Origin of the sequence: Microbacterium sp. NPDC076911, from assembly GCF_040687125.1 — a bacterium.
Classification (GTDB): domain Bacteria; phylum Actinomycetota; class Actinomycetes; order Actinomycetales; family Microbacteriaceae; genus Microbacterium.
The window spans coordinates 324,396-338,061 of the sequence record NZ_JBFBMP010000001.1 but is presented as its reverse complement, the minus strand read 5'-3'; the positions used below and the strand labels follow the sequence as shown (position 1 = coordinate 338,061).

The 13,666-nt window shown below is 60.0% G+C and carries 15 protein-coding genes and 1 tRNA gene; 3 read left to right on the top strand and 13 right to left on the bottom strand.

Annotated elements, in window-relative coordinates:
* Nucleotide 1 precedes the first annotated feature (1 nt).
* The 4 genes from murA to AB0O81_RS01610 form a co-directional block, all read right to left on the bottom strand.
* Nucleotides 2-1,378: a UDP-N-acetylglucosamine 1-carboxyvinyltransferase gene (gene murA / locus AB0O81_RS01625; RefSeq protein WP_363580542.1), complete on the bottom strand. Its 1,377-nt coding sequence runs from the start codon at nt 1,376-1,378 to the stop codon at nt 2-4.
* A gap of 74 nt (nt 1,379-1,452) precedes the next feature.
* Nucleotides 1,453-2,049 carry a 3-isopropylmalate dehydratase small subunit gene (leuD, locus tag AB0O81_RS01620; RefSeq protein WP_363580540.1) on the bottom strand — a complete coding sequence of 199 codons (597 nt, stop codon included), beginning with the start codon at nt 2,047-2,049 and terminating at the stop codon, nt 1,453-1,455.
* Nucleotide 2,050: 1 nt separating this feature from the next.
* Nucleotides 2,051-3,502: a 3-isopropylmalate dehydratase large subunit gene (gene leuC / locus AB0O81_RS01615; protein ID WP_363580538.1), complete on the bottom strand. Its 1,452-nt coding sequence runs from the start codon at nt 3,500-3,502 to the stop codon at nt 2,051-2,053.
* A 128-nt stretch (nt 3,503-3,630) separates the two neighbouring features.
* On the bottom strand, nt 3,631-4,686 hold the full coding sequence (locus tag AB0O81_RS01610) for a TerC family protein (RefSeq protein WP_363580536.1): 1,056 nt from the start codon (nt 4,684-4,686) through the stop codon (nt 3,631-3,633).
* Nucleotides 4,687-4,950: 264 nt separating this feature from the next.
* Between AB0O81_RS01610 and AB0O81_RS01605 the strand changes: the two genes are divergently transcribed.
* Both AB0O81_RS01605 and AB0O81_RS01600 read left to right on the top strand, forming a co-directional pair.
* Nucleotides 4,951-5,508, top strand: coding sequence for an RNA polymerase sigma factor (locus AB0O81_RS01605; RefSeq protein WP_363580534.1), 558 nt, complete (start codon nt 4,951-4,953; stop codon nt 5,506-5,508).
* On the top strand, nt 5,505-6,638 hold the full coding sequence (locus AB0O81_RS01600) for a DUF4349 domain-containing protein (protein ID WP_363580532.1): 1,134 nt from the start codon (nt 5,505-5,507) through the stop codon (nt 6,636-6,638). The genes AB0O81_RS01605 and AB0O81_RS01600 overlap by 4 nt, the downstream gene beginning before the upstream one ends.
* Before the next feature lie 33 nt (nt 6,639-6,671).
* On the opposite strand, the gene AB0O81_RS01595 is transcribed toward AB0O81_RS01600, so the two are convergent.
* From AB0O81_RS01595 to AB0O81_RS01565, 7 genes are all read right to left on the bottom strand, one after another.
* Entirely contained in the window at nt 6,672-7,643 is a 972-nt protein-coding gene (locus AB0O81_RS01595; RefSeq protein WP_363580530.1) for a squalene cyclase, read from the bottom strand.
* 63 nt (nt 7,644-7,706) lie between these two features.
* Complete coding sequence (gene msrA / locus AB0O81_RS01590) at nt 7,707-8,249, bottom strand: peptide-methionine (S)-S-oxide reductase MsrA (protein WP_363580528.1); 543 nt, start codon at nt 8,247-8,249, stop codon at nt 7,707-7,709.
* A 73-nt stretch (nt 8,250-8,322) separates the two neighbouring features.
* On the bottom strand, nt 8,323-8,748 hold the full coding sequence (locus AB0O81_RS01585; protein WP_363580526.1) for a (deoxy)nucleoside triphosphate pyrophosphohydrolase: 426 nt from the start codon (nt 8,746-8,748) through the stop codon (nt 8,323-8,325).
* Nucleotides 8,749-8,768: 20 nt separating this feature from the next.
* Nucleotides 8,769-9,605: an SDR family NAD(P)-dependent oxidoreductase gene (locus AB0O81_RS01580; protein ID WP_363580524.1), complete on the bottom strand. Its 837-nt coding sequence runs from the start codon at nt 9,603-9,605 to the stop codon at nt 8,769-8,771.
* Nucleotides 9,602-10,111, bottom strand: a complete 510-nt coding sequence (locus tag AB0O81_RS01575; protein ID WP_363580522.1) for a GNAT family N-acetyltransferase — start codon at nt 10,109-10,111, stop codon at nt 9,602-9,604. Before AB0O81_RS01575 ends, AB0O81_RS01580 begins: the two co-directional genes overlap by 4 nt.
* A gap of 53 nt (nt 10,112-10,164) precedes the next feature.
* Complete coding sequence (locus AB0O81_RS01570; RefSeq protein WP_363580520.1) at nt 10,165-11,226, bottom strand: alpha/beta hydrolase; 1,062 nt, start codon at nt 11,224-11,226, stop codon at nt 10,165-10,167.
* 145 nt (nt 11,227-11,371) lie between these two features.
* Nucleotides 11,372-11,447, bottom strand: a tRNA-Glu gene (locus AB0O81_RS01565).
* A gap of 125 nt (nt 11,448-11,572) precedes the next feature.
* Between AB0O81_RS01565 and AB0O81_RS01560 the strand changes: the two genes are divergently transcribed.
* Nucleotides 11,573-12,211, top strand: coding sequence for an MBL fold metallo-hydrolase (locus AB0O81_RS01560; RefSeq protein WP_363580518.1), 639 nt, complete (start codon nt 11,573-11,575; stop codon nt 12,209-12,211).
* 221 nt (nt 12,212-12,432) lie between these two features.
* Here the strand turns inward: AB0O81_RS01560 and AB0O81_RS01555 are convergent, their stop codons facing one another.
* Together AB0O81_RS01555 and AB0O81_RS01550 are read right to left on the bottom strand one after the other, a co-directional pair.
* Nucleotides 12,433-12,702 (bottom strand): HPr family phosphocarrier protein, encoded by a 270-nt coding sequence (locus AB0O81_RS01555; RefSeq protein WP_363580516.1) that lies wholly within the window; start codon nt 12,700-12,702, stop codon nt 12,433-12,435.
* Between the two features lie 148 nt (nt 12,703-12,850).
* Entirely contained in the window at nt 12,851-13,636 is a 786-nt protein-coding gene (locus tag AB0O81_RS01550; protein ID WP_363580514.1) for a hypothetical protein, read from the bottom strand.
* Nucleotides 13,637-13,666 lie beyond the last annotated feature (30 nt).

The following is a 13,666-nucleotide window of genomic DNA, read 5'->3' as shown; positions in this document are numbered from 1 at the left end:
CTCAGCCGATGACGTCGAAATCGGCGCCAAGCGTTTCAAGCTTGGTCAGAAACTTCTCGTAACCACGCCGGATGATGCCGACGTTGCGAACGACCGACTCGCCCTCGGCAGCCAGAGCCGCGATCACATAGCTGTAGCCGCCACGAAGATCAGGTACCTCGACATCGGCCGCGTGCAACGGCGTCGGCCCGTTGATAACCGCGGCTTGTTCGAGTGCGCGCCGCGGGACGCGACGATCGGCACTCGCAATGCCCTGCGGATGGACAACGATGTCGGCGCCCATCTGGACCAGTGCTTGGGTGAAGCCGAGCCGGTTTTCGTACACCGTCTCATGGACGACAGAAGTGCCATGAGCCTGGGTCAGAGCGACGATCAGCGGCTGTTGCCAATCGGTCATGAACCCAGGGTGCACATCAGTTTCGACGACGACGGGCTTGATGTCACCGTCGCGGCAGAACCGAATGCCGTCTTCGTGAATGTCGAACCAGCCGCCAGCTTTGCGAAAGACGTTCAGGAAGGTGAGCATTTCTTGTTGCTTTGCACCGCCGACGAAAATGTCTCCATCTGTGGCGAGAGCGGCACACGCCCAGGATGCTGCTTCATTCCTGTCGAAAATGCACCGGTGATCGTAGCCACGAAGAGATTCGACGCCCTCGATGAGGATGACGCGATTGGGCTCGTACGAAATTATTGCGCCCATCTTCTGCAACAAAGCGATCAGATCCATGATCTCTGGCTCGATGGCCGCATTGCGCAACTCTGTGATGCCTTTTGCGCGAACGGCGGTGAGCAACACCTGCTCTGTTGCGCCGACGCTCGGGTAGGGAAGCTCGATGGACGCGCCGGTAAGCCCATTGGGCGCTGTGATGCGGATTCCCTCGTAGGTTTTGTCTACCACAGCGCCAAATGCGCGCAGCGCATCCATGTGGAAGTTGATCGGTCGGTCGCCGATTCGGCAGCCGCCCAGGTCAGGGATGAGCGCTTCGCCGAGCAGATGAAGCAAGGGTCCGCAGAAGAGAATAGGAATCCGCGAGGCACCCGCGTGCGCATCGATTGCTTCGAAGTGCGCAGAAACCGCGCCAGACGTGTCGAAGTGAAGGGTTCCTTCGTCGTTGTCGTCGTCGTTGACTGTCACTCCGTGGACCTCGAGAAGAGACCGTACAACTTGAACGTCACTGATGTCGGGAACGTCGCGCAACGTGCTGGGCGTCTCACCCAAGAGCGCAGCGACCATCGCCTTGGTCGCAAGATTCTTGGCACCCTTGACCTCAACACGGCCAGTCAGCGGTCGGCCGCCACGAATCGCGAGGACTTCGCCGGAGGCTTCTTTCTTGTCTCCTGCGGGGGTTTCTCCCGTAACGCTAAGAAGCGACTTCATCCGGTGGACCTCACTTGTGTGTCTAGAGGGGTGGCTAGTGATCGATCGCTCTGGTTGAACGAAAGACCACAGGGTTAGCGAACGGGAAGTGTCCGCGGCCGCCACGCCTCGCGGCGCGCCTCAAACTGCGTGATCTTTTCTTGATTGCGCAGTGTGAGCCCGATGTCATCGAGCCCCTCAAGGAGCCGCCACCTAGTGTAATCATCGATCTCGAAAGACACGTGAAGATCGCCGATCGAGGCCGTACGCGCTTCAAGATCGACGGTCATGCTGACCCCCGGGTTTGCATCGATCGCTGCCCAGATGGCCTCGACCTCAGCCTCAGTGATGACGCCGGTAACGAGTCCCTGTTTTCCCGAGTTCCCACGAAAAATGTCGGCGAACTTGGGACTCAGAATGACCTTGAAGCCAAAATCGCGCAGCGCCCAAACCGCGTGTTCGCGACTAGAGCCCGTTCCGAAGTCTTGCCCAGCCACAAGGATGCTGGCGCCCTTGAACACCTCTTGGTTCAGGACGAAATCAGGGTCTTGCCGCCAGTTCGCGAATAGCGCGTCTTCGAATCCGGTTTTTGTGACCCGTTTGAGGTACACCGCCGGAATGATCTGATCGGTGTCGACGGCCGAGCGTCGCAACGGAGCTGCAATGCCGGTGTGGGTAACGAACTTCTCCATCTCAAGCCTCCACTCGTGTGGGCAGATCACTCGGACTCGACAGCGTGCCGCGCACCGCAGTCGCTGCCGCGACCAGCGGTGATACCAGATGTGTGCGCCCACCCTTGCCCTGACGGCCTTCAAAATTTCGATTGCTCGTAGATGCGCATCTCTCACCCGGTGCCAGCTGGTCGGGGTTCATGCCCAGACACATCGAGCATCCTGCAAAGCGCCACTCCGCGCCGAACGCAATGATGATCTTGTCCAGGCCCTCAGCTTCAGCCTCGAGCCGCACTCGTGCAGAGCCGGGGACGACCATTACTCGAACGCCCTCGGCTTTCGAGCGGCCCTCAATGACAGAGGCGAAGGCGCGAAGATCCTCGATGCGGCTGTTGGTACATGACCCCATGAAGACCGCGTCTACGGGAACTTCCTTCAGCGGTGTGCCCGCCTCAAGCGCCATGTACTCGAGCGCTCGCTCGGCCGCCGCGCGCTCGTTGGGATCAGCAATCTCACTCGGAGTAGGCACGACGTCGCTGAGCGAAACGCCCTGACCGGGATTGGTGCCCCAAGTGACGAATGGCTCAAGTTCGGCTGCGTCGAAGAACACTTCAGCGTCATACACGGCGCCTTCGTCGCTGGGAAGGGTGCGCCAGTAAGAAACCGCATCGTCCCAGTCCTGGCCGACGGGCGCGTGCGGGCGACCCTTGACGTACTCGAAGGTGGTGTCGTCGGGAGCGACCATGCCCGCACGTGCGCCAGCCTCGATCGACATGTTGCACATGGTCATGCGCCCCTCCATCGAGAGCGAGCGAATGGCACTGCCACGAAACTCAAGCACATAGCCTTGACCGCCGTTCGCACCCAACCGTGCGATGATCGCGAGCACTACGTCTTTGGCCGTAACACCCGGCTTCAGCTCGCCCTCGACAGTGATCGCCATGGTCTTGAACGGCTTGAGCGGCAGCGTCTGGGTAGCGAGAACATGCTCGACCTCGCTCGTGCCGATACCGAACGCCATCGCGCCGAACGCGCCGTGAGTCGAGGTGTGCGAGTCGCCGCACACGACAGTCACTCCCGGCATCGTGAGGCCGAGTTGCGGGCCGACCACGTGTACGATCCCCTGCTCTTTGTCGCCCAGCGAGTGAAGGCGAACGCCGAACTCTTCCGCGTTGTTTCGCAGCGTATGGATCTGCGTTCGGCTGGTGAGATCAGCGATCGGCTTATCGATGTTCAGAGTCGGAGTGTTGTGGTCTTCAGTCGCGATCGTGAGATCGAGACGGCGCACGGGTCGGCCTTCCGCGCGCAACCCGTCGAACGCCTGCGGACTGGTGACTTCGTGCACCAGATGCAGGTCAATGTAGATGAGATCAGGCTGCCCGTTCTCGCCCTTCACGACCAGATGGTCGTCCCACACCTTCTCGGCGAGGGTACGGGGGCGATCTACCACGGCAGACGCATCAGAAATTGTCATTGCTCTATCTCCTCGGAAAGCGAATCAAGCCCGCGACGACACTCCGCGACGAGAGAGGCCTGGACTAGGACTCGTCGCGGCCGCTAAGGAGAAGTCGAGCGATCCGCACCCAGACAGGCTACCACCGCTCACACACCGTCAATCGTAGGCGGGGTTCCCTTCTCTTCCGCAACTGTACTGGCGGCATCTTCCGGGCTTGCTGCCTTGCTGTCGCGCGAAGCGGCGATCAGGCTGGCGATAGTTGCGACTCCCATTGCGAACACAATCACAGCGAGAGAAAGCCATGTCGAGATTTCGGGAGCCCACGCGATCGGCCGTCCGCCATTTATGAACGGAAGTTCGTTGACGTGCATCGCGTGCAACACCAACTTGACACCGATAAACGCCAAGATGAATGCGATTCCGTAATGGAGGTAGCGCAGCCGATCGAGCAAGTCGCCGAGCAAGAAGTACAGCTGACGCAAACCCATGAGGGCGAAGAGGTTGGCGGTGAATACGATGAACGCGCTCTGAGTGATGCCGAAGATCGCGGGAATCGAATCGATGGCGAACAGCAAGTCAGTCACGCCGATCGCCACGAAGACGATGATCATCGGCGTCCACATCTTCTTGCCATTCACCACGGTGCGCAGCTTTGCCCCGTCGTAGTGATCGCTGATGTCGATCGTGCGTCGAAGCGTGCGAACAATGAAGCTCTCACGTTGCACGTCGTCATCGTGGTCTCCGCCAGGAAATGCTTGACGATACGCGGTCCAGACAAGGAACGCGCCGAAGATGTAGAACACCCAACTGAACTCCTCGATGATCGCTGCACCAGCGAGGATGAACAGCCCGCGAAGTACGAGAGCGATGATGATTCCCACCATCAGCACTTCCTGCTGATACCGCCGCGGGACGGCGAACTGCGTCATGATCAGCACGAAGACGAAGAGATTGTCGATCGACAGGCTGTACTCAGTCAGCCAGCCGGCAACGAACTGTCCCGCGAACTCAGCACCAGCAACGATCCACATCAACCCCGCAAAAATGAGCGCGAGCACGATGTAGAAGACCACCCAGAGCGTCGATTCCTTCGTCGAAGGAATGTGAGGACGCTTGAGAATGAGCAGCAAATCGGCGATCAAGATCAGCGTGAGCACGATCAACGAGCCAACTTCAAACCAAAGCGGGAGTTGCAGGTCCATACCGGGCCTTTCAAAAATGGGAGCGGGGGCGACAAAACGTCGAAAGTCTCTCCCCCGCACGGTTTTCGTGCGGCACGCGCCCGGGGAGCAAGAGCTCCCGTGATGACGAACGCGCGATATCGGGATACTCCCTCTCGCTCGAACAGAATACAGGTCACCGCGAAGAGTTCTGACGCTTTGAGACGTTCCCCTGCTCCGCGACACTGAGAGGGTAAGAGACAAACAGGTTGCCGCAGTGCAACGCGCGGTAGACGATGGGATCACATGACCGACCGGGTGGCGACAGAAGATGCGACGCTCGTGGCACAGGCCGCGGGTGGGAGCGATCTTGCGTTTCGCGCGCTATATCGCGCCTACGTGCGGCCCGTCTACTGGCTCGCATACCGCCTACTCGGCGACGTGGCCGATGCTGAAGATGTCACCCAGGAGACATTTTTGGTTGCGTGGCGCAAGCTGCCCGGCCTCGAGCTTGCAGGTGATTCGCTGCTGCCCTGGCTCGTGACAATCTGTCGATTCCAAGCTGCGAATCGGATGCGGCGTCAGCAACGCGATCGCCGGCACACCGCAGCCATGATCGATGAGAACCTTCCCGCTACGGTCAACGTCGAGCAGCAGGTTGTCGACTCCGACTTCGCCTCACGAATCATGCGCGAAGTTGCCAGCCTCACGCAGCTCGACCAAGACATCTTTCGACTCTGCGCAACCGAGGGCTATTCGTACCACGCGGCCGCCACAGAGCTCGGGGTCACGCACGGTATCGTGCGCAACCGTCTCTCCCGCCTCCGCACGCGATTGCGGACCTCGATCGAGGAGACATCATGACTGACAAGAAACATCGCGATACGGCGTTTGATGCGAACACCGACAACCTGCCGGAACTTGGCGACGAACGTATTGATGCCATGGAGAGAGAAGTGTTCTCAAGAATCTCGCAAGACCGCGTCGCTCAGCGCTCCCGAAGGGGCAAGTGGTGGATCGGTGGGGCAGCCGCCGCTGCGGTCGTCGTGGTGGCTGCCGTCATCGCCCCGAGCCTCGCGTCAGTCGTAGGCGACTCGTCGTACGTCAACGACGGCTCCGCAATCGTGCTTGAAGGCCCCGGCCTCGAGTCGGGGACAGACAGCGCCGATATCGCCGCAGACGGAGCAGATGCGTTCACCAGCGAGATGAGCGATGAAACGCTCGCCTTCGAGCACGACACAACCGGTGCGTCAGCTCAACGCGACATCATGACATTCGCGTCCGCGACAGTCGTGGTCGACGACGTACCTTCCAGCGTCAGCGCTATCGCAGACGCAGTGAACGTGCGGAACGGATATGTCGAGTCGATGAGCATCGGTCGTTCGGGCGATGCGTACTCGGTTGACGAAAACGGCAGTGCTTACGAGACCATGCCTTACCCCTATGCACCAGACGGTGCATGGATCACCGTGCGCGTGCCAGCCGATGAACTCGACGATCTCATCGGCGAGCTGTCCGAGCTTGGCGATGTAACCAGCTCATCGATCAGTCGCCAGGATGTGACCGATCAAACGATCGACCTTCGCGCACGCATAGATTCAGCCCAGGCGTCGGTGGATCGGCTCACTGAATTGATGTCAAACACGACGAACATCGCCGATCTCATCGCGGCCGAGAGCGCCTTATCTGAACGCCAAACGATGGTTGAGTCCTACCAGCAACAGCTGGAGTCAGTGGAAGGACAGGTTGCGATGTCAACGCTCACCGTCACGCTCCACTCGGAGTCGCAACCCGTCGAAGCAGACCCCGCTGGCTTCACCGATGGAGTGGCCGCCGGATGGAATGGGCTCATCGCTACGCTCAACGGCATCATGATCGCACTCGGCTTTCTGCTCCCTTGGCTACTGGTTCTTGCGGCCACCGGGCTGATTGTCTGGGCAATAGTCAGCATGGCGCGCTCCGCTCGTAAAAGGTCCAAACCGACGAGCGAGTAGCTTCCTCGGGCTCGGGTGGAATCAGTTCGCTGTCTAACGAAGCGCAGCAGCATCCCACCATTCGAGAACCCTCATGGCGTAGAAGGTGAGCCACTTGGAGGGCTCGCCTTCAGGAACGTCCATCTCGAACCAAACACGACCCTTCTGGGTGCGCTCCTGCAACCACGCCCCGCTGGGCAATCGCCTACCGCGAATGAGCTCAATCGCTTCCCCCATGCGTGGATCAGGCGCCATGGCATCAAACAATGCCGCTTTGCGAAAGTAGTCAGCCGCGTTCAACACGCTATAGAACCACAGGAACGGGTGAACGAAACGGGTGGCCCAGGGCCCAACCTGCTCACCCGTAGACAGGCGTTTGAAGAGGGATCGTTCAAGAAGATATTCCTCGCCACCGCGACGGGCAGATCGGGTTGCCTCTGTGCCGCCCGTCACGATGTCGTAAGCGAGCAGACCACGCAACGAACTGATGGTCGAGTGAAAGGAAGATCGCGTCGAGCCGTCGATCCATGCGCAGTTCCAGCCGCCGTCGGAGAGGCGATGCTCAACCAACCAATCGACCATTCCACCGATCTCTGCACCCAGCCAGACGCCGTTTTCTACGGTGAAAGCGTTGATGCAACAGTCAACTTCGCCGGCCCAATAGGGCAACTGTTCGTATTCCCATCGGCTGTTGACCGCGAGCTTTTCTGCGGTGCCAGCGAGCGCCGCTGGGTCCAAGCCCCACTCCCTCAGAAAGTTGAGCGACCAGGTCGTGGCGGTCCAAGGCTGACCTTCTTCGGCTTCAGCGGATGCTTCGTCAAAATCGGCAGGGAAATACGCGCCGCCCGCCCACTGGCCGTCCTCATCTTGATGAGAGAGCATGGCCGCGCCAAATCCCTCGGTCGCGACTCGGTCTCGAGTCGCACGCCATACGTCTGATGACGTTCGCACAAGATCTCGCTGAACTTGCCATTTGAGCGCCGGGTCAGAGTCCAGCAGCCATTCGAGAGTTTGCGTCTCGGTCATACCCGGCAGGCTACTCCCGCCCTCGGACGCCGACCAGATGCCGGCGGTAGTTGCCGACTTCCGCTATGAGGTGGCTTCAGCTCTTTTGGGCAAGACCCACCCAGCTCGTGGAAAGTGGCAGGTGTATCCGTTGGGATACCTAAGCAAGTAGTCCTGATGCTCGGGCTCTGCTTGCCAGAACCTGCCTTCCGGTTCGAGAGTCGTCACCGCCTTTGACGGCCACAGTCCCGAAGCATCAACATCGGCGATGGTTTCGCGCGCAATGCGTTCTTGTTCTGACGACAGCGGAAAGATGGCCGAACGATAGCTCGAACCGATGTCGTTTCCCTGCCGGTTGAGCGTAGTTGGATCGTGGATCTGAAAGAAGAACGCCAGCACATCGCGGTAGCTCGTCTTTGTGGGATCGAACACGATCTCTACGGCTTCAGCATGTCCCGGGTGGTTGCGGTATGTGGCGTGATCATTGGCGCCGCCTGTGTAGCCGACCCGCGTTTGCATGATGCCAGGCTGCCGACGAATCAGATCTTCCATTCCCCAGAAACAGCCGCCTGCAAGCACAGCAGTTTCAGTACCGGGTGTGCGTGTGATGGTGCCGTCGTCGGTCATGAGTCACTCCTGAGTGATCGTGGTGTTCGCAAACAATCGTATGTTCTGCGCGTACAAGACAAGAGAACGGATGCTATTGGCCTGGTGTTCCCGATGTAGTCGCGTTGCTGAGCAAACTCACAGCCGGCAGATCCGGTTCAGCCCAGCAACGACCCAAGAGCCCGCTAGGAGCCAGCCACGCCAGCGCATCGTGGTCGGTGCTCGCCACCGGAATAGCGTCGGTCAAGACGGCACGCAAACATGTGAGCCGGATCGTGCGGTCTGACACCACGGTGTCGTCGGTCGTGAGATGACCCGAGATCGTGATGCTGACCCCCAGTTCCTCGCGAATCTCTCGGGTCAGAGCCTGAGCAGGTGTCTCGTCTTCCTCGATCTTGCCGCCAGGGAACTCCCACTTTCCGGCGGCAGATCGTCCGTCGGCGCGACGGCAGACGAGCAGCATGCCCTCATGCTCAATCACGGCCGCGACTACCTCGAGAACGGGCAATGAGTCAGTCACGCGATCAGCTACGCCAGGCTTCAGCCTGACAGCCCCACTAGTTCGGCGCTACGCTCCCACAGCTGACGTGCGAGCTTTTCATCGCGACTCAGACGGTGGGAAGCCACTGGTCGATCGCGCTCGTAGTACTCCCCCGACGTCCAATCCACTCCCGCGGTGCCTTCGGCAAGAAATGTGAGACGCGACCCGCCGCCTTCGGTGGTTGTCATTAAGCGGCGCGCGAGCGGATTGGTATACAGGAACCCGAAGAAACCACCGGACGACGACGCGAAGCTGGTGGCTACGACGCCGGGATGAAACGCCGCCGTTGACAAGCCGCGTTCGGCGGTTCGACGATCAAGTTCGCGAGTGAAGAGAATATTGGCAAGCTTTGCGTTGCCATACGCAACTTGACCGGAGTACTTGCGCTCCGCCTGCAGATCGTCGATATCGAACTTCGAAAAACGCTTGGCGGCGACGCTAGAAGTTTGAATCACACTGGCGTTGCTCGCGACCAACTTGTCGAGCAGGAGGTTGGTAAGCAGGAATCCTGCGAGATGGTTGACCTGAAAAGTCTGCTCGAACCCGTCTGCGGTGAGCTCGCGGTCGCCGAAGATCCCACCGGCATTGTTCGCCAGCACATCGATGTGCGAATAGCTAGCCGCCAAGTCTGCAGCGAGTTCGCGCACCTGCTGAAGCTTTGCATAGTCGGCGATATGAAACGGCGCGTCGATTTCGTGCGCAATCGCTTCCGTTTTACTGCGGGAGCGTCCGACAAGCACCACTCGGTTGCCACTCGCAGAGAGCTGACGAGCCGCCGCCGCCCCAACGCCATCACTCGCGCCGGTGATGACGATCGTCTTGCTTTCGCCACTCACGCGTTCACCGCTGACGCTAGTTGCGAGAGTTGCTCGCCTACGAGGCGTTGTGTCGTCCACTCGCTCATCGGTGTGGCGCCAATCGATTGATAAAAAGCGACTGCTGGCTCGTTCCAATCGAGCACGGTCCATTCCAGTCTCGGATAGCCACGCTCTTTGCACACTCCAGCGAGCGACGCGATGAGTGACTTGCCATACCCGCGCCCTCGTTGATTCTCGTCAACATAGAGGTCTTCGAGCCAGATTCCGTGCTTGCCTGTCCAGGTTGAGTAAGTGAGGAACCAGAGCGCGATTCCGACGACAACCCCTTCTCGCTCGATCACGTGAGCAAAGGCTTTCGGGGCGGCACCGAACAAAGTCGCGGTGAGGGCGCTGGCCGTGTTCTCGACCGCGTCAGGCTCACGTTCGTACACTGCGAGAGCCGCAATGCACGCCAGAATCCCAGCTTCATCACCCGCGCGCGCTTCGCGTAAGACCGCACCGTCAGTCAAAGTTGTAGAAATCACATCACCGAGGCTATCCGTCAATTCGAGTGGCCAGGCCCGAAGTCAGCTCTCGATCACGCCCACCGGATGTGTTCGGTCAACGCGCGCCGAACCTCGTCAGCATGCTCAAGGTGAGGACTGTGACCACAGTTCTCAAGCGCCAGCTCGGTCGTTAGACCACCATTCTCGGAATAGACCGCAAGCACATTCCGAGTCTGACGCTTCATCTGTTGTGGCGGGGCGATATCGTCACCTGGCCAGCCCGGAATGATGCCGGCCGCACCCAACTGGTTGAGATCGAAGAACGATCCGTCGGCCACGATCGCGTCGTTCTCACCGTGAATCCAAAGCACGGGAGGCTTCGACGCGAGATCAACGATCCCCGAGGTGTTGAACACAGTTGGCGCCATCGTATTGAGCACGCCCCTTGCGCCTGGTGCAAAGCCCGGCCAGTTCTCTGAGACCGTGGAATCACCCGGATAGTTATCTTCACCGGTCACGGTGGTCAGCATTGACTCCACCCACAGCTCTTCGTGCTCAGACTCAAACCCGGCCGCCACGTAGCTCGATCGATAGACGGCCAGCGGCGAGGTAGGCGCCGCCTCGGTGCGATCACCCGCTGCGAGCCGTTCCACGAAGTCTGGATTGGCACCTCCGCCGCCTGTGCCTGCGCCGTCGGCGACTAGAAGCGAGCCGTCAAGCGCAGTGCCACCGAAACCAAAAGGCGAGACCGGTGCAATAAGTGTGACGCTCGCGACAAGGTCTGGGCGGTCAAGCATGAGTTGGGTGACAACGCCGCCTCCCATGCTCCAGCCGACGAGGTGCGCCGACGGAATGCCGAGCGCAGCCAGCACTGCAATCACGTCGTCAGAGAAGTCGCGCACTCCCCTAGACGCATCTACGGGGAGAGTTTCGCTCTCTCCAAAACCCCGAAGGTCGACAGCGAGCGCGCGCAGATCGGCGGGCAGTGAGAGCATCAACGGCTGCCAAAACAACGACGATGACACGTTGCCGTGTACGAACACCACAGTGCGCTGTGGATCTTTACTCGTTGCTGGCCGTTCGAGCACATTCGCCGTGATTCTCGGAGTGGTCACGCGCGCCGCTTGGATTCCGGGCAGAAGGGTCTGGGTCATCTGTTGCTGCCGTTCTGTTGGTAGACATGACTACGGTGTCGGGTGTCGTTGTGTCCCCACTCAGTCCTTGAGACAGGTACCGCACCAGTCTACTGCGTGTGCAACGAAAAACGCCCAGCCAAAATGGCCGGGCGTTCTTCAATATTGGTGACCCCAGCGGGATTCGAACCCGCGTTACCGCCGTGAGAGGGCGGCGTACTAGGCCGCTATACGATGGGGCCGTACTTTACCGTGTCGCCTTTTCGGCAACCGTTCGATTATGCCATGTCTTTGGCGCGCCCTCCAAATCGAACTAGGCCTCGTTTCGTCACTTGCTCAACGAGCCTCCGAAGAGTTGACTCTCAGCATGCGAGTGACCAAGCACGAACACGCCACCCTGACTCTCGAGGCCGGTGGAAAGACGCTTGTTGTCGACCCCGGCAGTTTCACGTCTCCCCTCCTTGACCTCGATCACGTCATTGGAATCGTCATCACCCATGAGCATCCGGATCATTGGACACCCGAGCATCTGTCTCGAATCCTCACCGCATTCCCCCATATTCCAATCTTCGGTCCCGAAGGGGTCACACGAGCAGCCAGTGACTTCTCAATCACCACCGTGCACCCGGGCGATGTCATCGAAGTCGGTCCGTTCTCCCTCGAGTTCTTCGGTGGCAGGCACGCCGTCATCCATGAGTCGATACCGGTCATCGATAACGTCGGCGTGCTGGTGAACGATGAGTTCTACTACCCGGGTGATTCGTACGCCGTCCCCGTCGACAAGAAGGTGCAGTTGCTCGCGGCACCAGTCGGTGCTCCTTGGCTGAAGATCGGCGAAGCGATGGATTTCGTTCTTGCCGTTGCGCCGCGCCGCGCCTTTGCCACACACGATTGGACGCTCTCCGTCATCGGCAAGCAAATGGGAAGTGCGCGCTTGAAGTGGGCGACGGAACAGTCGGGCGGAGAGTTCGTATCACTCCAGCCGCTCGATAGCGCGGAGGTTTGAGCACGGCAAAGGTCTGACGAAAGCAGACGCCCACTCGCGCCCTCGCGCAGGCTCTTGCAAGGCTCCATATCGAAGCACCCCGAGATGCCCCTCGAAACCCATTCCGTGGTCTGCCTACGAGGATCTCGGCGTGGAGACGCTTTCGGAGTTGCTCGACGAAGGCCAAGGCAGCAAAATGCCGTCGCGCTAGCGAATGCAACGGGACGGCATTTTGCTTCCTGCTACTGCGCGTCGAGATCCGTCTCGAGAAGCGCCACGAGCTCGTCGAGCGCCTGCTCAGCGCCATCGCCCTCAGCTTTGAGGGTCACAACCGTGCCTTGCGACGCCCCGAGACCCATCAGCGAAAGAATGCTGCCCGCATTGAGATCGGCGCCGCCGTCTACCGCGATGGTCACCGGGACTCCGCTTTCTTTGACGGCATTGACGAAGAGCTTCGCAGGGCGCGCGTGAAGACCGGATGAACTCGCGATTGTTGCCTGACGTTCGGCCATGTGACTCTCCTAGTTCTGTAAACCTGCTCGAGACCTCCGCGGTCGACTCACCTCTGCAGTGAGCAACGAGCAACCAAGTTACGACGCTACCCGGCGCGAGAGCCATGAGGAAGCACGACTGGCTCGAAATTCAAGAACCACCGCCCGACTAGCCGTCGTCTTCGTCTGCCGATGCCTCAGCCGGATGCACCCACACTGACACCACGTCGCCGTCGGCGATCATTCGCAGCGCGGTGCCGTCAGGAAGTGAAGGATCGGGACTGGCAATGTCGCGCCCGATCAACACATCGAGACTCGGATCCAGTCCCCCGGGCGAGCACCACATCGCACGAACGCTGGTGTCAGCGACGAGCATGATGCACGGGTCACCGCCCAATGCTTCGGCTGTCCACACGCTCAAGTCACCGATCGGTTCGTAGCCCTGTATCGAGGCCGGCTCCACACCCCAGTCCGCGACTTGCACAGATATTGCCTGAGGCATGCGGTCATCCGTTTTTTGCATGATGAGATCCGCGCGCGGTGCGACCAGCGCAACCGCACTCGCTCCGATGCTGGCCCCGATCACGGCAGAAACTACCGCGACCACTGTAATGCGAAATCGCATGCGCCCGCGCTTCGTCGCCGAGTCTCGCGCCACAGCCGACGTCAGCGCGAGCTCGTTTTCCTCATCAGGGCGAGGCGCGCTCTTCGTTTCATGCAACTCGGCCTCGGGTGCGGAGACTGCGCGTGGAAACTCAGTGTCGGCGTCATCGGGAGATTCACGCTCCGCGACGGCCGGAACAGGCGGCGTCGCTCTCTGCGCTAAACCCTCCAACTCGAATAGTCGATTCCGGGAAGCGATGTCGGCGCTGATATCGGCGTCGGGCCCGTAAGCGCGTCGCCGAAGCTCTTCGAGCTCGCTCGCTTCGCCACGCGACAACGGGGAACTACTCATGAAGCCATTATGAGCACAGCTTTCGAGCCG